Annotated in this window: 19 protein-coding genes and 1 pseudogene; 13 read left to right on the top strand and 7 right to left on the bottom strand. The window is 39.4% G+C overall.

Translation table 11 applies throughout. The annotated features are described in order from the left end of the window. Window position 1 precedes the first annotated feature (1 nt). The 3 genes from JOC74_RS12435 to JOC74_RS12425 form a co-directional block, all read right to left on the bottom strand. Window positions 2-805, bottom strand: coding sequence for an ABC transporter permease (locus JOC74_RS12435; RefSeq protein ID WP_053604868.1), 804 nt, complete (start codon window positions 803-805; stop codon window positions 2-4). Further along, window positions 795-1,904 (bottom strand): ABC transporter ATP-binding protein, encoded by a 1,110-nt coding sequence (locus tag JOC74_RS12430; RefSeq protein ID WP_053604867.1) that lies wholly within the window; start codon window positions 1,902-1,904, stop codon window positions 795-797. The genes JOC74_RS12435 and JOC74_RS12430 overlap by 11 nt, the downstream gene beginning before the upstream one ends. Window positions 1,905-2,181: 277 nt before the next feature. Further along, the gene (locus JOC74_RS12425) at window positions 2,182-3,039 is read right to left on the bottom strand and encodes a YitT family protein (RefSeq protein ID WP_053604866.1); all 858 of its coding nucleotides are present in this window, start codon (window positions 3,037-3,039) and stop codon (window positions 2,182-2,184) included. Window positions 3,040-3,507: 468 nt separating this feature from the next. Here JOC74_RS12425 and JOC74_RS12420 point away from each other — a divergent pair, with 468 nt between their 5' ends. Then, entirely contained in the window at window positions 3,508-4,278 is a 771-nt protein-coding gene (locus JOC74_RS12420) for an SDR family NAD(P)-dependent oxidoreductase (protein ID WP_053604865.1), read from the top strand. A gap of 132 nt (window positions 4,279-4,410) precedes the next feature. Here JOC74_RS12420 and JOC74_RS12415 read toward each other — a convergent pair whose 3' ends face one another. The 3 genes from JOC74_RS12415 to gutB all read right to left on the bottom strand — a co-directional run bounded on the left by JOC74_RS12415 (window position 4,411) and on the right by gutB (window position 9,117). Next, the gene (locus tag JOC74_RS12415; RefSeq protein WP_053604864.1) at window positions 4,411-5,991 is read right to left on the bottom strand and encodes a glycoside hydrolase family 68 protein; all 1,581 of its coding nucleotides are present in this window, start codon (window positions 5,989-5,991) and stop codon (window positions 4,411-4,413) included. A gap of 356 nt (window positions 5,992-6,347) precedes the next feature. Then, window positions 6,348-7,748 carry an MFS transporter gene (locus JOC74_RS12410; protein WP_053604863.1) on the bottom strand — a complete coding sequence of 467 codons (1,401 nt, stop codon included), beginning with the start codon at window positions 7,746-7,748 and terminating at the stop codon, window positions 6,348-6,350. 259 nt (window positions 7,749-8,007) lie between these two features. Next, on the bottom strand, window positions 8,008-9,117 hold the full coding sequence (gutB, locus tag JOC74_RS12405; RefSeq protein ID WP_053604862.1) for a sorbitol/xylitol/iditol dehydrogenase GutB: 1,110 nt from the start codon (window positions 9,115-9,117) through the stop codon (window positions 8,008-8,010). A gap of 276 nt (window positions 9,118-9,393) precedes the next feature. On the opposite strand from gutB, the gene JOC74_RS12400 reads away from it, so the two are divergent. The 3 genes from JOC74_RS12400 to JOC74_RS12390 all read left to right on the top strand — a co-directional run bounded on the left by JOC74_RS12400 (window position 9,394) and on the right by JOC74_RS12390 (window position 13,788). After that, a complete protein-coding gene (locus JOC74_RS12400) occupies window positions 9,394-11,913 on the top strand; it encodes a tetratricopeptide repeat protein (RefSeq protein ID WP_053604861.1) in 2,520 nt (839 codons plus the stop codon). A 533-nt stretch (window positions 11,914-12,446) separates the two neighbouring features. After that, complete coding sequence (locus JOC74_RS12395) at window positions 12,447-13,019, top strand: AAA family ATPase (RefSeq protein ID WP_053604860.1); 573 nt, start codon at window positions 12,447-12,449, stop codon at window positions 13,017-13,019. A gap of 208 nt (window positions 13,020-13,227) precedes the next feature. Next, window positions 13,228-13,788: a cupin domain-containing protein gene (locus tag JOC74_RS12390; RefSeq protein WP_053604859.1), complete on the top strand. Its 561-nt coding sequence runs from the start codon at window positions 13,228-13,230 to the stop codon at window positions 13,786-13,788. Window positions 13,789-14,227: 439 nt separating this feature from the next. On the opposite strand, the gene JOC74_RS12385 is transcribed toward JOC74_RS12390, so the two are convergent. Continuing rightward, window positions 14,228-14,635: a DUF1259 domain-containing protein gene (locus tag JOC74_RS12385; RefSeq protein ID WP_053604858.1), complete on the bottom strand. Its 408-nt coding sequence runs from the start codon at window positions 14,633-14,635 to the stop codon at window positions 14,228-14,230. A gap of 249 nt (window positions 14,636-14,884) precedes the next feature. Between JOC74_RS12385 and JOC74_RS12380 the strand changes: the two genes are divergently transcribed. From JOC74_RS12380 to JOC74_RS12345, 9 genes and pseudogenes are all read left to right on the top strand, one after another. Continuing rightward, window positions 14,885-15,301: a BlaI/MecI/CopY family transcriptional regulator gene (locus tag JOC74_RS12380; protein ID WP_225970255.1), complete on the top strand. Its 417-nt coding sequence runs from the start codon at window positions 14,885-14,887 to the stop codon at window positions 15,299-15,301. Then, window positions 15,291-16,145 (top strand): M56 family metallopeptidase, encoded by an 855-nt coding sequence (locus tag JOC74_RS12375; RefSeq protein ID WP_053604857.1) that lies wholly within the window; start codon window positions 15,291-15,293, stop codon window positions 16,143-16,145. Before JOC74_RS12380 ends, JOC74_RS12375 begins: the two co-directional genes overlap by 11 nt. 178 nt (window positions 16,146-16,323) lie before the next feature. Beyond that, entirely contained in the window at window positions 16,324-17,085 is a 762-nt protein-coding gene (locus JOC74_RS12370; protein WP_158320318.1) for a class I SAM-dependent methyltransferase, read from the top strand. Window positions 17,086-17,264: 179 nt separating this feature from the next. Further along, complete coding sequence (locus JOC74_RS12365) at window positions 17,265-17,591, top strand: four-helix bundle copper-binding protein (RefSeq protein ID WP_053604855.1); 327 nt, start codon at window positions 17,265-17,267, stop codon at window positions 17,589-17,591. Between the two features lie 127 nt (window positions 17,592-17,718). Then, window positions 17,719-17,814: pseudogene (locus tag JOC74_RS24150) on the top strand (CsoR family transcriptional regulator); the annotation flags it as partial. Between the two features lie 60 nt (window positions 17,815-17,874). Beyond that, the gene (locus JOC74_RS12360; protein ID WP_053604854.1) at window positions 17,875-18,462 is read left to right on the top strand and encodes a YdhK family protein; all 588 of its coding nucleotides are present in this window, start codon (window positions 17,875-17,877) and stop codon (window positions 18,460-18,462) included. 247 nt (window positions 18,463-18,709) lie between these two features. Next, window positions 18,710-19,048 carry a metal-sensing transcriptional repressor gene (locus tag JOC74_RS23945; RefSeq protein ID WP_082364129.1) on the top strand — a complete coding sequence of 113 codons (339 nt, stop codon included), beginning with the start codon at window positions 18,710-18,712 and terminating at the stop codon, window positions 19,046-19,048. A 211-nt stretch (window positions 19,049-19,259) separates the two neighbouring features. Continuing rightward, window positions 19,260-19,934, top strand: a complete 675-nt coding sequence (locus JOC74_RS12350) for a response regulator transcription factor (RefSeq protein ID WP_053604853.1) — start codon at window positions 19,260-19,262, stop codon at window positions 19,932-19,934. Then, a complete protein-coding gene (locus JOC74_RS12345; protein ID WP_053604852.1) occupies window positions 19,931-21,304 on the top strand; it encodes a sensor histidine kinase in 1,374 nt (457 codons plus the stop codon). Before JOC74_RS12350 ends, JOC74_RS12345 begins: the two co-directional genes overlap by 4 nt. The last annotated feature ends 36 nt before the right edge of the window (window positions 21,305-21,340 follow it).

Genomic DNA, 21,340 nt, shown 5'->3' with positions numbered 1-21,340 from the left:
GTTACACACCTCGCTTTCCGTTGCCTGTAACAGACATCATCAGAAACATAAAAAAGATTAAAAAGACCGCAATGGTAGAACCCATCCCCCAGTCCTGCGTCACAAGAAAATGCTGTTCAATCGCAGTTCCAAGTGTAATGACACGGTTTCCGGCGATCAATCTCGTTAGCATAAACAAGGATAGTGCCGGAATGAAGACAAGCTGGCAGCCGGATTTCACGCCGTCTATCGTGAGCGGAAAGATGACACGTCGGAAGGTTGTCCATTTGGAAGCTCCTAAATCATTGGCGGCGTCCAAAAGCGTCGGGTTGAGTTCATTGATTGAATTAAAAATCGGCAGAATCATGAACGGGATAAAGATATAAACCGACACAAACACGAAGCTGAAATCAGTGAATAATAGCTGCTTGGATCCAACCCCGATCAATTCCAAAAAGCTGTTTGTCACACCATACGTTCCGAAAATACCGAGAAACGCATAGGCTTTTAACAGTAAATTGATCCAAGAAGGGACAATGATTAGTAGAAGCCAAAGCTGCTTATGCTTTGTCTGTGTGAGCAAATATGCAGTCGGGTAAGCAATAACAAGCGAAATCAACGTGATCAAAAGTGCATACCAAAGTGAACTGAGCGCCATTTGAAGGTACACAGGAGTAAAAAAGTTTTGGTAATTGGTAAACGAAAAATTTCCTTCAATATCGATGAAGGAATAATAGAGAACAAGGACAATTGGCGCGATTACAAATAGTGCAATCCAAAGCACATAAGGCAGCATATATAAATTCCGGGTCAGCTTATTTTCCATGAGCGTCTCCTGCTGAATACGCTTCTAAACGGCGGTCGAATTCTTCCTCTGTTTCCCCAAAGCGCATGACGTGAATCGCTTCCGGATCAAAAAAGAGGCCGATTTGATCTCCAACCGTCGCTTTTTTCGTGGAATGGACGAGCCATTCATTGCCGTCTTGGTCGTAGCTGCTGATTTCATAATGGACACCGCGAAACAACTGGGAATCGACACGCACTTGAAGCTTCCCGTGTTCCAAAGAGGTGATTTCCAAATCCTCCGGACGGATCACAATCTCTACCGGCTCATTCTTGTCCAAACCGCGGTCGACGCATTCGAACCGCTTTCCAACGAATTCGACGAGATAATCGTCAAGCATGATCCCTTTGACAATATTGGATTCCCCGATAAAATCAGCAACAAATCGGTTGATCGGCTCATCGTAAATATCTGTTGGCGAACCGCTTTGCTCGATTTTCCCTTTATTCAAAACAAATATCTCATCTGACATTGCCAACGCTTCCTCTTGGTCGTGGGTGACAAAGATAAAGGTAATCCCCAGGCGCTGCTGCAGCTCTCGCAATTCATACTGCATTTCTGTACGCAGCTTCAAATCGAGTGCTGACAAAGGCTCATCAAGAAGAATGACCTCCGGCTCGTTGACAATCGCCCGGGCAATCGCAACTCGCTGTCTTTGGCCGCCTGACATTTCTCTGATTTCCCGAGTTTCATAGCCTTCCAGGTTGACGAAGCTGAGCGCTTCCCTTACTTTCGATTCGATGTTCGTCTTGCTCATTTTTTTAATCCGTAATCCGAACGCCACGTTTTCAAATACATTTAGATGAGGAAAAAGCGCATAATCCTGAAATACTGTATTCACCTGCCGTTTATTGGCAGGCACGTTGTTGATTTTTTTTCCGTTAAAATAAATCTCTCCCCCGGTTGCCTCTGTAAATCCGGCAATTAATCTTAGAATGGTAGTTTTCCCGCATCCGGAAGGGCCGAGGAGCGTATAAAATTTCCCGCGCTCAATCTCAAAGCTTACATGATTCAGAACTGCTGGATCATTGTCGAATTGTTTTGTCACATTTTTAAATTGAATAATAGCATCGTTCTTCATAGCATTCTCCCTTTTGCTGGATTATCAAAAGCCAGGGGGCGATCCAACTTCAATTGTCCTTTATTTTGAGTTTGGAAATAATTATACAATAAACGATTTATATTTAAAATTATCAAAAAGTAAACACTGGCAGTATTCGATCATGCGGATTATAAAATTGTTCCGATCCTGTGCATGTTAATAAATAATTTACTAAGTAATAACACACAAAAAAGCTCTAAAAACTTTTACGTTTTTAAAGCCTTTTTGCACACATTAAAACAATTTAAAAAACATTTTATCTCCCTTTATTAATAGAAGGATAACCTGCAAAGCCGAATTTTCCTCCTACCACTTCTTTTACCTCATGGATAACAATAAAGGAAGCAGGGTCGATTTTTTGTACATTCTTTTTGATTTTTAGCAGTTCATTCTTTTTAATTACAACATAGATAATTCGTTTATCTTTATTAACATAGTATCCATATCCATAAAAAATGGTTGCGGCATTCCCAAATTCACTAGTAATGACCTGAGCAATTTCTTCATATTTATCAGACATAATAGTCATTGCTTTTTTATTGTGGAAGCCCTCAATTACTAAATCAACTATTTTAGCGGACAAATAAACAAATATAAACGTATAAAGTGTGTTATTGATACCGATAGCGAATACAGAAGCTAATATAATGACACTGTCCATATAGAACATGCTTTTTGAAATGTTATAGCCTTTTGTATAATTTAATAAATAGGCTAAAAGAGTAGTTCCGCCAGTAGATCCTTCAGCAATAAAAATCAGCGCTAATCCTGTCCCCATTAATACCGCACCAAACACAATACCTAAAATCATGTCATGAACTGCAAATGGAATAAAGCTTACAATACTAAGGAAAACAGAGGTCATAATAGTACCTAGTACAGTATAAAGAATCGTCTTTTTCGTTAAAAATTTATAAGCTAAAGCAATAAAAATAAGATTAACGATAAACGTACTGACGCTTGTAGGTATATGAAATAAATAATATAAAACCAGAGCTATACCAACCGTACTTCCGTCCCCTAACTTATTTGGGATCACAAAAAAATCAATAGAAGCAGCAACAAGAAATGCTCCAACAATAATTAAAAGGATATCTTTATAAATTGTTTTCAATATGCGAAAACCTCCTTAATAGTTTAGAATATCCCACCTATGCTTCGCTTATAAGTGGGGGCTTACCTCTATAAAATTTTTAAAGATAAAAAACGCCTCAGAAATTGACTAGTTAAAAAACTAATCAATTTCTAAGACGAAAAGAATGATGATACTTATTTGCATGTCAATGAATGATTACCCTCAATGTCAATGATGATATAAGCATCTCAACTTTATGTCAATGTTATAAAAAATGTTCAATTTTTCAAAAAATAAACTAAATATATTCAAAAGGATATGTAATATAAAGGGAACTCTTTGCGACGACTGTAAAGGGTTTTTAAGTTTGTTTTATTCAATTTTGAGGGTTCATCGCATTACTATATCCGAACTAACTTATAGTTGTCGAATCAGAATGTGGAAGCAGCAATTGATAAAGAGATATAATTGATATAACTTACTTCTTTTTGGAGGTGTTCAGAAGAAATGGAAGCAAATTTCAATTTAAATGGAAAAGTAGCGTTGATCACAGGAGCTGGCAGAGGTATCGGAAGAACACTTGCAGAGGGGCTGGCTAATGCGGGGGCTAATGTCGTGTTAGTGGCGCGAACGTTAGAAGAATTAGAACAAGCAGCTGCGGAAATTACTAATCATTCAGGAAAGGAAACGCTGGCAATGGTTTGTGACGTAACAGACAGTGACTCAGTACAAGAGACAGTCAATCAAGCAATGAACCGTTTTGGCCAAATTGATATTTTAATAAACAATGCGGGGACGAGTGTAAGGGAAACGGCGTTCAATATATCGGAGGACGACTGGGAGAAAGTAATGAATGTCAATTTCAAGTCTGTATTTCTTATGTCAAAGGCAGTCGGTAAGCATATGGCAGAGCAAAAGTATGGAAGGATCGTCAATGTTGCCTCTGTGGCCTCTTCTCTTAGTCTTTCATCAGGAACCCCGTACGGACCAAGCAAAGCAGGCGTTGTGCAACTGACCAGGCAGCTGGCCAATGAGTGGGCAGAGCAAGGCATTACTGTAAATGCGATCAGCCCTTGGTTTTTCAAAACGTCTCTGAACGAAAAATCACTGGAAAACGAAGAGTTTCGGACGCTTATCGAGAAAAGGACTCCTATGAGAAGGTTGGGACAGCTGGAGGAACTTATTGCACCTGTTATTATGTTTTGTTCGGATGGTGCGAGTTATATCACTGGGCAAAACTTATTTGTTGATGGCGGCGTTACAAATTATGCGTTTTAGGTGGTGAAAAGGGGTAAAGCCACGATTGTGAAGATTTATCACACATAAACGGGCAGTTAGCCCCTACTCAGAAGAATAGGTGAAAACTGCCCGACTTATACTTTATTTTAAAAATTAGGGGACACGGATCATCTATTTCAAATCAAATAAATTTTTATACACTTTAAAAATTTTATCCAGTTTGTCGAAGGCTTTTCCATCACTAGCTCCACCTTCAATTACCGGACATTCTAAATCACATTTCGGGCTTTCTGTTTGCGATACCGTCATTAACCCGAATTGCAATTCATTAACAATTTGAGTGGTTGCACCATCAACTGCTAATTGGATAGTTGGGGCAAGGGTACCTCCAAAGTGAGCGAATTGGAATTCGGCTGGAAGAGTACCAACTTGTTGAATCGGAATACCCTGCAGGTTAAAGTTATCAATGAAGCTAAGAACGGTAAAGTCTGGAAGAACTAGCCAAGAATATGCTTGGAATGGCTCTTGAGGTGGGTTTGTAATGACAAGTCCCCCGTCATTTAACGGAATGTAATCTCCCCGAAGTGCATCGGCTACAAACCCGTACAAACCATCTGGTCCAGGTCCTGGTTCAAGTCCAGGTGCAAATGTAAACTCGTGGGAGTCCGTGAATAAATAGTAAAGACCGTCTCTGACAACGATATGAGGTCGTTCTGTTTGTTGATTTAAACAAGTCGCTTCAAGTAAAGCTGGAAGCAGCTCCCATTCAGTAAAGTTATCATTTTGAAGAAGGGCAATTCCGATATTTCCCGAAAATTGATTAGCTTCTGGTGGTACACCTGGTCCGCAATCAATTTCATCAGCAGTGCCCCCGACATTTCCCTCGAATAACAAGTATTCACAGCCTGTTGCTGGATCTTTAAAGAAAAATGGGTCACGGAAAGCATAAATAATGCCGCCGCTGGATTGTTCTTGTGTTTGATACAGCACTCCATCTGGCTCTAAAATAATTTGGTGCGCTGAAAAGTTATCAAATAGAACCCCATTGAGATCAGAAAAAACATCGCTGCTTGCAAGAGCAATTCGCTGTTCAAATGTGGTTTCGGTCTCACCTCGTCTGCCGGTTGCAGTATAAAAGAAATATACCGTTCCATCATTGTCCAGCATTGTAGAACCTGCCCATTGACGGGAACCTAATGCTGTTCCAGGCGGGAAGACTTCTCCTCCTTGGATCCAGTCAAGACCATCTCTAGAATACCAGTACGCAATTCTTGCCACGTCATGACGCTGGCCAGGTAATACGCTGCGGGGCGCTGATAGAGCAAAAAGTACTCTCCAGCCGCCTGGGAGAACAGCAATCGAACCATCTCTAGTTGTTAATGGCCACATATCCCAAATCCATAAGTCTGCTGATATTCTCGGGAATGGTTCGTTGATTACATTCGTAACGTTGTCTGGAGTGATTCGAATTTGTTCTGCTTGTTCCCTGGTCCAAACCGAAGGCTCAACATTTTGATGTTCTCTTAAACAACGGTCGAAATCTCTGCTAGGATCATAATCGCAAAACTGCCTAACTTCTTTTCTACTGAAGGTACGAAACTGTGTAACTTGAGCGCCTCCTCCAATACTGCTTGGGAAATTTCGGTTAGGTTGCCCACCTAGGATAGGAGACTTAGACAGCTGATTTTCTGTAGAACCAGCAATCGGAAAAACCTGCTTGCAAAACTTTCCGTCTTTATGAAAACCTGACAAGTTTATACACCCTTTCTTTCAACTTTAATAAGCTCATAAACATGTTATGTTCGATCGATAGAAAAGGTATAGACAAGCGTTTAGTCTCTATATATATTAAAAAAATTGATAGAACTGACCAGCACCCTATTAGCAACTATCTCGATTCTCTAATCTTGGAGACAAGGATCAAACGACTATTGCAAAAGAACAAAGTAAATTCAAAAACAAAGAGATTTATCGGACGAATTTAGGTGAAAATAAAAAGGCCTATGCTGAACTTAGCATAGGCTACAAAATATTGACTTTGGTAGACCAGGAAATGCTTTCATTTTATCGTTCAATATAGATATAAATAATCGAGATTGTAAAATAAATCACTCATGGTTAGACCTTTGCTCCAAATCTGAGATCATCTTTTTATATCTTTTTTCAGTTAAAGGATAGAAACATATGATGATTATAGAAAGTAAAATAAATACTCCTGGTATCAAGGCATTCATATTTTTAATAGCGTTAAGTGAAGTTAAAGTCTGCTCTACATTAGGCACATAGCCTGCGATCCCTAAATAAATGGCAGAGAACGACCCAGCAAGTGCAACTCCTAATTTATTAGTAAAACTCATGCTGGAAATAACAACTCCATCTGCCCGAACTCCAGCTTTCCATTCCGCATAATCTACACAATCCGCAATCATACCCCAAGCAAGCGTATTTAAGGGAGTTGTAAAGAATCCCGAAGCAAATAACCAAATGAAAATTAACGTGACTGAAGTATAAGGAGTAAAGTGCAGCCCGACGTACGAAATAAGAGATATAGCAGCTGATATAATCATCATGTTCTTTCTACCCCACTTTTTGGAAAATGCAGGTATGAATAAGTTACTAATTAACGCTGCACCAAAAAATAAAACGGTTCCCAAGAACACTAATTCCTTTTGATGGATATTGTACGTAAAGTAGTACACCATTGTACTGATTTTAATATTAAACCCAATTGAAAACACCAAAAATGCTGAAGTTAGAATTAACAAAGGCTTGTTTTTAAATAAAACAGATAAAGTCATTTTAATTCCATGTTTCTTGCTTTTTTTAGGGACAACTCGTTCTCGTACTGTAAAAAAGCTAAGGAGGTTCAAAATTATACTTACAATTGCATAGACTAGAGCAGTCATCTGAAATCCAAACGCTTGATTCTCCCCTCCAAAAGCTGTTGCAAGTGGTGTTGCACACGAAATGGAAAGAAGGATCCCTATATAAACCAATACCATACGAGTAGTCGTTAATATCGTTCTTTCTTGCACATCATTAGTAATCCGCCCTGTTAAGCTGTTAACTGGAATCGTTTGCATACTAAAGGACATGCCCAGTAAAATATAGGTAACGTACGCATATAAAATGTTCCCAGTTGGTCCAAAGGGAGGGGAGGTAAAACACAAGAATAAGAATAATGCGAAAGGAAGTGAGACCCACAATAAATATGGCCTTGCTTTTCCCCACCGCGTATTGGTTTTATCCATAATGACTCCCATTATAGGATCAAAAATAGCATCTAAAATTCGAACGACCAAGAATAAAGTGGCGATAACCGCGGGGTGAATGCCGCCGACATCCGTATAAAAGAATAGAAGATACGCGTTAACAAATTGGAAAACAAGATTATACGACATATCACCAAGTCCGTATCCAATTCGTTCTGACCAGGGCAAACCAGCATTAGTATAGGGTTTATTTCTGTTTTTCGCCTCTGCTACCGTTATTTGTTCTGGTTCTATCATGGATCTACCTCCTGAATCCGTTTTCAATATTAAGCTTCATTGGGAGTATTCAAGTCGATAAGATGGAAATGCCAAACCAATCTCCTCCATCTCTCCTCCTAATAACTTCTTGAGTAGTAAACCTTTTAAACAATGATCAACTTGTCCCTTCAACAGCCTGTCTATCTCATCGTGATATTTAAAAGATAAAATATCGGGAGGGATTGATATTGTTATTCTGCTAGATATCAAATCCGCTCCAGGAGTGTTAAACCGCTTTCTAATTATGCACTTTCATTTCATCAGTTTGATTATCGCCCACTCGGGTGCTGCCATTTGGATAGACAATAATTTTTAAGCTTTCATTCTTAAAGTTAAGTGCTCGTTCCATCGCCTCACGTGTATCTTCTAACGTAAATTTATCCGTCACAAGATGCTTAGTGTCAATGATACCGGAAGCGAGAAATTGGATTCCTTTTGGATACGTGTTGGCATAACGGAAAATGCCGTAAATATCAATCTCATTGTCCGCAATAAATGGTACATTAAGAGGAATTTCATTCTGGGCAGGCAAGCCCACAATGGCAAGCTTACCGCCACGGAGCAATGAAGCCAGTGCGGTTTGCAGCGCTTTCGGATTTCCGGCTGTTTCCCACGCCACGTCAACTCCTCTGCCATTCGTAATGGTTTTGATTTCATTTAGAGGGTCTTGTTCCCGAATATTGATCACATGAGTTGCTCCCATTTTTCTTGCTGCCTCAAGCCGCAGCGGCTCCAAATCGGTCACGATGATTGTGCCTGCCCCAAATGCTTTTGCGGCAGCAACAGCCATTAAACCGACCGGTCCCATTCCCATAATCGCAATGGTTGATCCCGGCTGAAGTTTCGTTCTCATCGCTGCATGAATACCGACAGAAAATGGCTCTATCAGGGCAGCATCTTCAAATGAAAGAGAATCTGGGATTGAAAAGACAAAGTCCTGGCGAATTTTTATATATTGGACAAACGCGCCGTCCACCGGTGGCGTTGCCAAAAATTGTACATCGGGGCAAAGGTTATAACGTCCTTCTTTGCACGCTTCGCAATGTCCGCAGGTTACACCTGGTTCAACAGCAACGCGATCGCCGACGTTAAAACGATTGACAGACGATCCTACAGCTGCCACCTCACCTGAGCATTCATGACCAAGGATAAATGGTTTCTCCACAATGTAATTACCAATCCTGCCATGAGTATAATAATGCAAATCCGACCCGCAAATTCCAACGGCCATAACCTTAATCAATACTTCGTCATCACCGATTTGAGGTACAGGTATTGTTTCAATGTTAATTTCTCTTGTACTGTGCATAACTGCTGCTTTCATCGTTTTTGGTACTGTGTTATTCATCGGCAATTTTCCTTTCTTTAAATAAAGTTTTTATATACCTATTAAAATGATTTATATTAGAATGAATATAAATTCATCTTATAACCCGGGCGGTTGACGATGTTATCGCATACAATTTAAAATGTTATCGCATACATAATAGAATGTATAATCTAATTTTAGATTCTCATAAAGAGATTGAGTAGTTTTTTATACTGTATAAAAGTACAGTTGCGCTGTACTTTTTAATTTTTGATGCATCGATAGAAGAAAATAAGCAGGAGGTGTGCAGGAATAATGGCTGAACTAGAAGATCAGATACAATTTGCGGAGCTGTTATCGCAGGGGGTTAAGTCACTAAAACTCCATCCTGATTATAAGATTAGCAGAAAGAAAAGTGAAAATGTTTCTGTGGGGCAGTCTTATGTAGATAAAATCGCTTACCAGATTGGGGTCTCGTCTAACACAATTAAAAGCTGGATAGGACAAATGGGTCCGAAATATGTTCCTGGCCGGATTGATGACGGGAAGCTTTTCGGTATGATTTGGATCATTATGAAAAGTGACATGGATATACAGTGGTTTATTAGATTACTAGAGACGACTTCCCTCCCTGTGCTCAAACCTGCATTACCTGTATGGGTAGCTTCATGTCTGAAAAAAGCAAAAATGCTCAGAAAAGACGGGTCATTCGGCGCACCTCTTGATGAAGAGATTGAACACGTAATTAGACGATTGTTTCATGATATACCAGATAGCAAAAAAATTGCGCTTACTGACCATCCAATGACGCATAACTTGCCAACACGCTGGTCAGGGGTCTTTATCGGACGGAGATTTGACTTGGAAGCGATTCGGCAATGGCTGCTGTCTCCTTCACCGGTATGTTTAATTACCGGATGGGCCGGTATGGGGAAAACGACGACAGCTCTTGAAGCAGCATATGCATGTGTGAGGGATTCCCATGGAGATTCTGTTCGTGTCGACGCAGACTGGCCAATATTTAACTGCATCATCTGGGTCAGTGCTGATTGGAAAGGGTTAACCTTTAGTGATTTCCTGAATACAATCGCTTATCAGCTCGGACGAATGGAACAAATCGATACATCGATTAATGAAAAACGTTTTGTTGTCCGCAACGCGTTGGCAAACTATTCTAGGGAAGAACGGGTGCTGCTTGTTATAGACAGCATTGATACGGCGGAAAGTGAAATTCGCGAATTCATTACCAACCTGCCTCAAGGTGTAAAAGTCATCCTGACATCTCGCGAGAACTTGAATCAAACATATCGGGATGCCTTTCGGGAAATGGTTACGATTCAGCTGAAGGGCCTTGAAATAGCTGAAGCGCTTGATTTTCTTTCTCATGAAGTTCGTCGTCATTTACAAACATGTAATTCACCGAATAAACGAGAAAAGATCAAACAATTATTGAATATATCCCCAGAAATCCAGCACCAGTTAATTTTGGCGACAGCGGGAAACCCTAAAGCGATTGCTCTTAGCATAGCCTATATTTTAGATGATGACATTCCTGCGGAGCAACTGATTCAGGAACTTGGGAAAGCCGGCTACTCCCTCTTGGAATTGTTTGAATTCCTCTTTGGCCGTACATGGCAGCGATGCAACGAAGATACCCGGCGTTTATGGCAGGTGCTATGCTTTTTCAGCAAACCTCCTGATGAAGAGAGCTGGGCAACAGCTGCTGGATTAGATGTTCGGAATTTTCATTATGCCGTTGAACAGATGCGGGCCTATACCTTGATTCAACCAGAGCGTATAGAAGGGGATTTGCAATATTTGGGACATCAAACGGTTGTAGCATACGGCGAACAACATTTGTCCGAGAATCAGGAATTTGAAAAGGAAGCGCGCAGTCGATGGGGCAGGTATTATGTTGAATATTTGGAAACCCATTTAAAACGAAAGCAGCTAAATTCTGAGTATTGGAGTTACTTGCTTGGACGTGATTTGGATCAAATGAAAAAAGAGTGGCCGAACATACTTAAGGTCATAAAGTGGGCAAGCCAAACTGGAGAAAAGGAGCTATTAATTGAACTGGTAACGCGCGTCAGTCATTTTTTAAGCCGGGTTAACTTGCCATTACGAATCGAATATGGAATGAAAGCTGCTGAATGTGCCAATCAATTAGAAAACCATCCGCTTGAGGCATTATTTCGAATAGATACTGCGGGTTGGGCCCTTATGGAAGTCAATGATTTGGATGGAGCGCTCCAGCAAATCGAAACAGGGCTTAAGGTCCTGGAGGGATTAACTACTGATCATAAGGATGTAAACGATTTAAAGGTTTGGGGACTTGCCTTAAAAGCGAGACTTTATTTAAAAGCAAGCTGCCTTAAGAAAGCAGAAGCCATTTTAGAAGAAATCATAGATACTCCTGCTTCGCCCCTTATCCAACATAGAGTTTTATTAGTTCGGGGGGACCTATGCTTTCTGCGTAGAAATTATGAAGAGGCAATTCAATTATACAAAACAGCCAATGAAATAAGCAAAATCTATGGCGGTGAAAAAACGATAGAAGCCTATTTTAATCTAGGTGTCGCTTATGTTCATTGTGATGAATTCGAGGAGGCGGTATCATCTTTTCATAATATTCTCTATGACAAAAATAAGGCGAATCAGATTGAGTTAATTTATTATCATTATGGGATGGCCCAATTGTTATCCCGCAAAAGGGACCATGCAAAAGCACTGCAATCAATTGAAAAGGCTATCAACCTTATTGATTCATGGGAACCAACCATAAGTATTCGAAAAGAAGTTGAACGGTTTAGTAAGTTAATCAAGGAATTGTAAAGACAATAGAGTATTTTAAAATTAACATAATCGCTGAGATTAAAAACTTGGTTGAGAGCCTTTGAAACGTTGGTAATTATGTTTTGCGGAGTGTAGTGAACGACGAACGCCTTTATGATATTAAACTCAAAAGTAGACACAGTTTGTGATAAAACTAATTAATCATATGAGGTGTCTACATGAGCAGAAAAACGTTTGATGAAGGTTTAAAAAGAAGCACTGCAGATGATGATCGAACAAAACAAGTTCGTTGCCAAAACAGTCCTGGATCTAGAGATCAGTCCCAACACGGTTCATAATTGGAAAAAGAAATACTCTAAGGAGTTCATTAAAAGCGCGGTAGAGGAAAAAACCAAAAAATTATGTCTGCTTTATTGATCTATACCAAATTTTGCTCTATTAATTTTATTGAAGAGGATACACTTGTTTTCTTAAACTTACTGGGCAAGGTAGTTAAATAGAAAGTTAACACTTGAAGAGTTGAAAGTGACTTTTTTCCAAAGCAAAATGAATTATAAGGGGATAATTATTTAATGACAAACAATAATAATGAGATTACTAGTGAAAGTAAAAATGAGAGGGGCATTTTTTTAATCACTGGGATAATGGCAGCAGGTAAATCTACAATTGCTCAACTCCTTTCAGAACGTTTGGAAAAGAGTGTCCATGTTCGTGGAGATTTGTTTAGAAAAATGATAGTAAATGGTGGAGTCGGAATGTCAGACACCCCTTCAATTGAAGCATTAGAGCAATTAAGACTTCGTTATAAACTCGCAGCTAAAGTCTCTGATGAGTATTATCAATCAGGATTTAATGTGGTTTTACAGGATGTAATTATTGGACCTATGCTACAGGATATTGTTGAATATATTCAACATCGACCCCTGTATGTAATTGTGTTAACACCCCGTCCTGAAATTGTGGCTGCTAGGGAAGCATCTCGACCGAAAAAAGGGTATGGTGCAATGGATATCTCTTCTCTTGAAAGTGTCTTGCAATCAGAAACCCCAAGGATAGGTATGTGGATTGATTCATCAAATTTAACACCAGAAGAGACAGTTGATGAAATTCTAAGAAGAGTTTTTACAGAAGCGAAAATTCAATAGTTCAAACAGCTAATTAAGCCTGTTTGTAATAGAGATTGATAAGAAACCTGTTTATTAGAGTGTTTTTTCTTCAGCAAACGGTCAATTTAATTGAGTAAGTGTATGGGACTAACAATGATTTCTTTAAATAAGTCACCTTGAATCAATGTACATTCCCTAAACATAGTGCATAGAATAATTTTATAAATCTGTGAAGGGAATAAGATAAATGTACTATGTTCCTTATATGTATCCATATCCTTATTGTGTTAACACATCAATGTATAACTATGGAAGACAGCCTGTTTATTGGACTATTCCTAATGGGAAAGAACATGCTAAACGATTTGGTTTATTACAATCATCAAAGGGAAGAGATAAAATTGAGTTAAAAGATTATGGACCAGAACCCTTTGCAGTTAATATCAATGAGGCTACGAAGCAAAACAGTACGTATCGTACAGCTTTATGGACAGGAAATCATTTGCAAGTTACATTAATGAGTCTCAATGTTGGTGAAGATATCGGTTTGGAAATTCACCATAGCGTTGATCAATTCTTACGTATTGAACAAGGTCAAGGGGTTGTTCAAATGGGTAAGAGTAAAGATAAATTAAACTTTAAAAGAAAAGTCTATGATGACTCTGCCATTATGATACCTGCTGGAACATGGCACAATGTAACCAATACAGGTAATTTACCGCTAAAACTTTACTCGATATATGCACCTCCACACCATCCACATGGTACTGTACATGTAACAAAAGCCGATGCCGTGGCAGCTGAATAAAACTATCAGATGAATCATTTTAGTTGATGTACCAAAAGTTTGCAGTGTACAGTTTAATACTATTTCAGTTACTTGGCATCTCGAGTTTTTTAAACGCGTTGCTGTTGTTCGGTCTAGAGAGAAGGGGAACATTCCAATATGATAGCACTTCAAAATTGCACGACAAATAAACTGAAGATATTTTTGTCGCATTAATTAACAAAAAGTTGTTTTTTCGTCAATATAGTATATATTTAGTTTAATAGCTTGTTTGCGTGTCCTTAGGAGAAGACCGTAGGATCTATTCCTGCAAAACACTACCCGGTTACCTTAATCTAAGACCAATCATAAAAAAGGTCAACCAAGAATAACTTGGTTAACCTTATAATACGAATACCCATCTGTCAGGCGGGTGCAACCTCAATTTCTAACTTTCTGTTAAACAAATGTTTTTTATCATTTATGCTTCCAAAACTTTAAATGCTTCTCTTACTTTCCTAGCAAAATCCAATGGTGGTTCAACTGATTCAAAGTGCATATACATTGCTCGTGGTTCTTCGAATAACCAATGGTTATGAATTGCTGTTACAATAATATCTCGTTTTCTAAGTTCAGTTAATAAGGGATTGACTTCTTCCTGTAATAGCACTGTTTCACCTAAATTCAAAGCTCTTCCTCTACTATCGACATCTTCAAAAGAAAAAAATTGCGGAACGACCAATGGAGATTTAGTGGGTCTTCCAAGAATAGTAAAATCTAGGTTTCTAAACTTTTGCACAAGACAAACATCATTTTCATCTAAACTACCCATTCCCCCGAGAATCTCGGCATATTTCTGACAGAGGTCTTTGCGTTTTCCCCACAACATAGATTTACCTCATTTCTTAACTAATTTTGAAGGAGTTTCACTTTAAATAAATAATTTCCCTTCTCTACTAATAGTATGATTCGTCCTATAAATTCGAAATGGACAAGGGTATAGGGTGAAAGTGGAAAATATTCAAAGTAATAATAAAATAAAACGGCAAAAAAGATAGAAAAAATAATCCCCGACTGGAACAAAACTAGCACATTTTGTATACTACAATTGTGTAGTTTCTATAGAGGAGGATCAGGATTGCAGAAAAATCACTTATCTATTTTATCTAAATTGCTCGGACCGCTGGAGCTTCAGATTATGAAAATCATTTGGGAGCGTGGTGAAGCTTCAGTGCAAGAGGTTCTTAACGATTTAAACAAAGAAAATGATTATGCCTATACGACCATTATGACAATCATGAGCCGGTTGGTTGACAAAGAGATTCTGCATCGAATAAAGTCCGGACGGTTTTATGTTTATAAACCGGCATATGGTCCGGAAGAATTTATTGAGCGCATGTCATCACAAGCTGTTATAGAGCTGCTCGATGATTACGGGGATGCCGCTATCGCCCAGTTCGTCGGGAATGTTAGCACAAACCGGGAGCAGCTGGTTAAGTTAAAGCATTTCATTGAAAAGCTGGATCAGGGGGAAGGGGAAAAGGATGAAACGTAATACGTTTCTTAAGCTGTTTGCTGCTACTGTTTTTATCGAGGCAAGCTTCTTTATTACTGCGATCGTTTCGACGAATGCGGCGATCAACACCATGTTGGATTGGATGATCTCATGCTGCAGATTCGTTTTTCAAAACCATCGGATTCCGTTGACCTTCTTTATTTTCTCGTTCCTCATTTTGATCGTACGTACTCTTTTTGTTGGGCGAACATTGCGGATTCTGCGAAGAACTCATAAATTGATTTCTTCTTTGCGATTCCGAGTTGTCGAATGGAACAATCCCATTATTGATAAATTTAGCAATAGCAAACGAGTCCCGGTAGATGTGGTGTATACCACCGAACCCTATGCTTTGGCTTACGGTTTGTTTCGCCCCCGCATCCTGCTCAGCCATTCTTTGATTGAGATCATGGACGAACGGGAACTTCTAGCCATTTTAGAACACGAGTATTATCACTGTACACAAAAAGATCCGATCAAAATTTTGTTTGCCTACGGAGCAAGCTGTTCTTTGTTCTTTTTACCTGTAATCAAGCATCTGCGTGATCGCTACTTTTTGGAGAAAGAGCTTGATGCGGATCAATACGCGATTCAATCTATTGGCGAAAAAGCCCTTGCTTCTGGTTTGTACAAGTTATTGCAGTTTAATTTTGAGAAGCTGCCGAATACTGCAACGGTTGGGCTAAACAATTCGATTGATGCCCGTATTGAAGCAATAGTAAATGGAAATTCTGCGAAAGAAAAAATATCGACGAAGGCATGGATTCTTTCCTTTGCCAATCTTACTGTTATTACTGTTCTTATTGCTGCCTTATTAACCTCCTTATCGCATGTTCAAGTGTAACAATTGACAGACAGTCTTTCTAAATACTACAATAGTGTAGTAAATAGTCAGGCTGCTTGCTTGCGCATATAAAGGAGGAATTCAGATTAAGATGAGCGTGTCCGAAGCCAAAAGGCACAGCAATTCCTGGCAATCCTATGAAGCAGCAGAATTTTGGCGACGCAATGCAGCGGAGCGTATGCGAATAATTGGAAACGCAACGCAACTGATGCTCGAAGCCGCTCAAATTAGGTTAGGCAGCAGGGTGCTCGACATTGCAGCAGGTACTGGGGATCAAAGCCTTATGGCTGCACAAGTTGTCGGGTCGGCAGGATATGTTCTCTCGACAGATATCTCATCCAGCATGATCAAGGTGGCAACTGAGGTTATACGACAGGAAGGGTTAACCAACGTTGAGACCAAAGTCATGGATGCCCAGAACATCGATCTGGTACCTGATTCATTCGATTCGGCCATTTCGCGTCACGGTTTGATGTTTATCCCTGATCTTCAAAAGGCTTTGACCAGAATTAACAGAGTTCTCCGAACGGGCGGCAAGTTTGCGGCATTGGTCTGGTCAAAAGCGGAGAACAATCCGGTGCTTGGATTGCCCATATCTATTTTTTATCGATATACGGGGATTCCACTTCCGAAGCCTGGAAGTCCAGGGGTGTTCGCTCTCAGCGATCCCTATGCTCTTTCAGATGCTTTTCGGTCCGCAGGTTTTCATGAAGTAAGGGTTCAAGCTGTTCCACATGTTCATCGCGCATCCTCAGCGGAAGAATTTGTAAGCGCTCGTGCGAATGCTACGTCCGGTCCTCTTGGAGAGGCATTCAGTTGGTTAAGCGAAGCTGATCGTAAAAAGGCGAAATTGGAAATCGTGCAAGCTCTTCGGAAATTCGACGGAGATAACGGCTTTGAAGGACCAGGTGAATCGCTGCTTGTGGTTGGGAGTAAATGAGTAAATGCCAAATTGCAACTCTTTGCGATGATTACTTGTATTGCGGCACTGGGAAACAAGCGATGATTCGCCGAGACCAAGTTGTCACTCCTATATGTTTATGATTCTTGTTTATTTAAAAAAGTGGTGGGAAAACTTACATGGTGTAGAAAAAAATTATGGTCAAGGAGGCAAAATGTATGCCACATGAACAGTATCAAAAGCTTCTTCAAACGTTACATGAATGTATGACGGAATGTAATCATTGTTTTGATGCATGTTTAAAAGAGGAAGATATGAAAATGATGTCTGAATGCATTCGGTTAGATAGGGAATGTGCTGAGATTTGTGGTTATCTAGAACAGGCAATCGCACGAGGAACCCCATTTGTTTCTGAATTAGCTTCTGTTTGTGCTGCGGTTTGTGAAGCCTGTGGAAATGAATGTAAAAAACATGATCATGATCACTGTCAAAAATGTGCTGAAACCTGCTTTAAATGCGCAGATCACTGCAAAGAAGTAGCTTAGAGATTTTAAAAAAGATGTAACCTTTAAAAAGCTTAAAACGAGAACATAACTTGATTTTAAGCATTTTTAAAGGTTAATAAAAAACAATCCACATACCTTAGGGGGGTAAAGTAACAATGTTGAGGAGGTGGAGGTTGAAATCGACCAATGTTGTTGATCAGATGGTGAAAGAAAAAGTCACCATTCAGATAAAATGAAAAATAATTTAATAACAAGATTACATTAAATTGAAGGACAAATAAGAAAAAGAAGCGTGGTACAGTAAAAAAGGAGGATTTTTTACATGCTGAAAAAACAGGTTATATTGTCTTTAATTGCAACTCTTTTCTTAATACTTGGTGCCTGCGCCAACGCTAATGATGAAAACACAAAAAACAATGAACACGCAGAACATGGGGAAAAAACGGAAGACATAGAAGGCATGGATCATGATAATATGAACCATTCTAGCTCAGGTGAAGTTCCTGAAGGTTTAAAAGAAGCAGAAAATCCAACCTATAAAGTTGGAAGTCATGCAATTATCGAAACAGATCACATGGCAGGTATGAAGGGTGCTGAGGCAACGATTGTAGGTGCATATGATACGACCGTTTATACGATTTCGTATACTCCGACAACTGGCGGAGACAGAGTGGAAAATCATAAATGGGTGATTCATGAAGAGTTACAAGATGCTGGTGAGGCACCATTAAAGCCTGGAACAAATGTTAAAGTAAATGCAGACCATATGGAAGGTATGGATGGCGCAACTGCTGAAATTGATTCTGCCGAAAAAACGACTGTATATATGGTTGATTTCACTCAGACAAATGGTGGCGAAGAAGTGAAAAATCATAAATGGGTCACAGAAGGTGAGCTATCGCCTAAATAAAGTTTAAACAAATTACAACCTAGCACCTATCTTCAATAAAGATGGGATAGGTGCTTAAGCTAAAGAAACCCATAATTTGTAATACATTGAAAAGGTTAACCTAGTACTCAAGACTTAACAATTGTTAAGGACAAAATTTAATGTCATTCAGATTATGTTTATCGAAGGTTTTATGATGAATGTTTTAAAAATATCACTTTATATACCATAGGGGGGTATAGTAATATGTAATTGAGGAGGTGATCCAATGTCAGTTAATTTAGAAAGCATTGATCATATGATTGAAATCGATCAATGCTGTTCATCAGATGGTGAAAGAAAAAGTCATCATTCAGATAAAGTGAAAAACAATTTAGTAACAAGATTAAATCGAATTGAAGGGCAAATTCGCGGGATAAAAGGATTAATTGAAAAAGATACGTATTGTGATGATGTCTACCTCTACCACAAATGTAAAACATCAAAACAAAAAAGGAAAGCTCCGAATCCCTTCCTAATTTTCATTGATCTAAAAGATATAAAAGATCATACATTTAGCCCTAATATGTATGATCCTTATTTGTTATTCACGCAAAATAAGTTTTAAAAACGTGCGAAAAAATATATAAGTTAAATATCAAGGTATTGAATGATGTCACAACTTACTTCAATAAATAAACGTAAGAAAAAGAGTTATCAACATATAATGTTCGAGGAATATTATTGTTATCAATAAAATGGTCTATCTAGCAATGGTAGTTGGCCTGTTGCCATGGTAAAATAAGGTTGGATTTTACTGGCGGGGGAGGCACCAAACAATGGGTCTGACCATTTTACATATCGAAGACGATCAAGAAATAGGTTCTTGGGTGAGCGAATTTTTAAACGACTGCGGCTACGAAGTCATCTGGATTACCTCAGGATATGATTCTATGAAGCATATGGAGCGAGTCGATCTTGTTATTTTGGACATTATGCTTCCTGGACTGGACGGATATACGGTTGGCCAGCGTCTGAAGCAAAAGTATCCGAAAACGCCGATCCTCATGCTGACAGCGAGAACGTCAATGGAGGATAAATTGCAAGGGCTCGCCTTTGCCGATGATTATATGACAAAACCGTATCATCCTGACGAGCTAGCTGCCCGGATTCAAGTGCTGTTAAGGCGCTTTGGGGTTGTTTCTACGGAAATAATACAGCTCATGCACCTCCGTGTTGATCAGAATGCGAACCGCATACTTAACACAGTTTCCAACGAAGAAATCGTGTTGACGGGCAAGCAATTTCATATTTTTATGTATTTGTTAAACCACCTAGATCAAATCTTAACGAAAAAACAAATCTACGAAGCGGTGTGGGGAGATTCCTACATAGAGGGGGACAAAACGCTGATGGTCCACATTCGCCATTTACGCGAAAAAATTGAGCTCGATTCCAGCAAACCGCAAATCATCGAAACGATTCGCGGCATTGGATATCGGATGAGACCATGAATATCCTGCAATCATTAATGACCAGATATTTGCTCCTAATCCTATGCGCTTTAGTGCTTTTGCCTATCATTCCAGCAATTTATTATTTTCCGCAAATTTTGTTCAATCGCTCGCTATACGATATACAAGAAGTAGAGAGTGCGTTGAAACGGGAGGCTGCTGAATTAGACGATCAGCCAGCGAGTGAGATTGATCTTCGTCTTCAGGCGTTTCATAACAAGTATCCTGAAGGAGAGATTTTTTGGATCGATAAAAATGGGAAATCCAGATTTGTTCAGGATCGGCCGGTAGACATTCCGGAAAATTGGACATTTGTTGATGCTCTTGCATTTTTGGAAGAGAACAAATTCGAAGCCCAAACTTTTTTACAAAATAGCGATCCTCAAGCTACGTATACAATTTCGTCATTAATCGGAGATGACTCTCATCAGGGAGTCATCGTCTTTCGGATTTTACAAGTGAAGACAAACCTCGGCAATATGTCATTATTTAAGGACTACTTATTTATCGCCTTTTTCTTTATTGTCAGCGGGGCTTTTTTGATGCTTTCTTGGTTCTTTTTTGTAAGCATACGCAAAAGGCTCGTCCAGCTCCAGTCTGCAATGTCTGATATGGGAACTGAAGGCATCCCTGATAAGGTCGTGATTAGAAAAAAAGATGAGATTGGCAGACTGCAAGGAGCATTTAACGAGATGATCAGGCAATTAAAGTCCAGTCGGGAAAGTGAGAAGAAGGAAGAGCAGCTTAGAAAGCAGCTGATCGCCAATATCTCCCACGATTTGCGTACGCCTTTAACAGTGATCAGGCAGCATGCGTATTCAGTACAAATGGATCCGTCATCTCCAAAAGGGAGAGAATCTCTACAAATTGTTGTGAACAAGCTGGGTGACGTCGACAAAATGATCAACAACCTTCTTTCCTATACACTGCTTACTGCTGGAAAGCATCCCATTAATAAGAAAGACACCGATATATTAGACGTGCTCCGCAATTCGATAGCGGAATGGTATCCGGTTTTTGAAAAGCACGGATTTCAAGTGGATATTGATTTGCCGGAAAAAGCGTTGATATGGCACGTAGACTCTTTATGGTTCCGGAGCATTTTGGATAATTTGTTTCAAAATGTACTTCGTCATGCGAATTCTGGCAAATATATTGGAATCAAAACAGTTGAGCGAAATGGTTCTACTTTCATTGCTATAAAGGATAAGGGAGAAGGCTTTGAGCATGAATCTGAAGCTAAGGGTGCGGGTATCGGCCTTTCGATCGTGTCACTGATGACAAAGGAAATGGGGTTAGTATGGGAAGTGGCTGCTTCTTCAGATGGAACGTGTATTTATTTGGGGAGGGAAAAGTTAAACAAAACTTAAACTTGATGTCATCTTAATGGTCATCCTAGCAGACTA

The organism is Bacillus capparidis (genome assembly GCF_017832095.1).
GTDB classification, from domain to species: Bacteria; Bacillota; Bacilli; order Bacillales; family Bacillaceae; genus Bacillus; species Bacillus gobiensis.
Note: the sequence above shows the minus strand (reverse complement) of the source record. Positions and strands in the feature narration are given on the sequence as shown.

Excerpts from the sequence above, each read along its gene's own strand:
- JOC74_RS12435 (WP_053604868.1), bottom strand. The coding sequence starts at position 805 with ATGGAAAATAAGCTGACCCGGAATTTATATATGCTGCCTTATGTGCTT.
- JOC74_RS12430 (WP_053604867.1), bottom strand. The coding sequence starts at position 1,904 with ATGAAGAACGATGCTATTATTCAATTTAAAAATGTGACAAAACAATTC.
- JOC74_RS12420 (WP_053604865.1), top strand. The coding sequence starts at position 3,508 with ATGGAAGCAAATTTCAATTTAAATGGAAAAGTAGCGTTGATCACAGGA.
- JOC74_RS12410 (WP_053604863.1), bottom strand. The coding sequence starts at position 7,748 with ATGATAGAACCAGAACAAATAACGGTAGCAGAGGCGAAAAACAGAAAT.
- gutB (WP_053604862.1), bottom strand. The coding sequence starts at position 9,117 with ATGAATAACACAGTACCAAAAACGATGAAAGCAGCAGTTATGCACAGT.
- JOC74_RS12400 (WP_053604861.1), top strand. The coding sequence starts at position 9,394 with ATGGCTGAACTAGAAGATCAGATACAATTTGCGGAGCTGTTATCGCAG.
- JOC74_RS12395 (WP_053604860.1), top strand. The coding sequence starts at position 12,447 with ATGACAAACAATAATAATGAGATTACTAGTGAAAGTAAAAATGAGAGG.
- JOC74_RS12390 (WP_053604859.1), top strand. The coding sequence starts at position 13,228 with ATGTACTATGTTCCTTATATGTATCCATATCCTTATTGTGTTAACACA.
- JOC74_RS12385 (WP_053604858.1), bottom strand. The coding sequence starts at position 14,635 with ATGTTGTGGGGAAAACGCAAAGACCTCTGTCAGAAATATGCCGAGATT.
- JOC74_RS12375 (WP_053604857.1), top strand. The coding sequence starts at position 15,291 with ATGAAACGTAATACGTTTCTTAAGCTGTTTGCTGCTACTGTTTTTATC.
- JOC74_RS12370 (WP_158320318.1), top strand. The coding sequence starts at position 16,324 with ATGCGAATAATTGGAAACGCAACGCAACTGATGCTCGAAGCCGCTCAA.
- JOC74_RS12365 (WP_053604855.1), top strand. The coding sequence starts at position 17,265 with ATGCCACATGAACAGTATCAAAAGCTTCTTCAAACGTTACATGAATGT.
- JOC74_RS12360 (WP_053604854.1), top strand. The coding sequence starts at position 17,875 with ATGCTGAAAAAACAGGTTATATTGTCTTTAATTGCAACTCTTTTCTTA.
- JOC74_RS23945 (WP_082364129.1), top strand. The coding sequence starts at position 18,710 with ATGTCAGTTAATTTAGAAAGCATTGATCATATGATTGAAATCGATCAA.
- JOC74_RS12350 (WP_053604853.1), top strand. The coding sequence starts at position 19,260 with ATGGGTCTGACCATTTTACATATCGAAGACGATCAAGAAATAGGTTCT.
- JOC74_RS12345 (WP_053604852.1), top strand. The coding sequence starts at position 19,931 with ATGAATATCCTGCAATCATTAATGACCAGATATTTGCTCCTAATCCTA.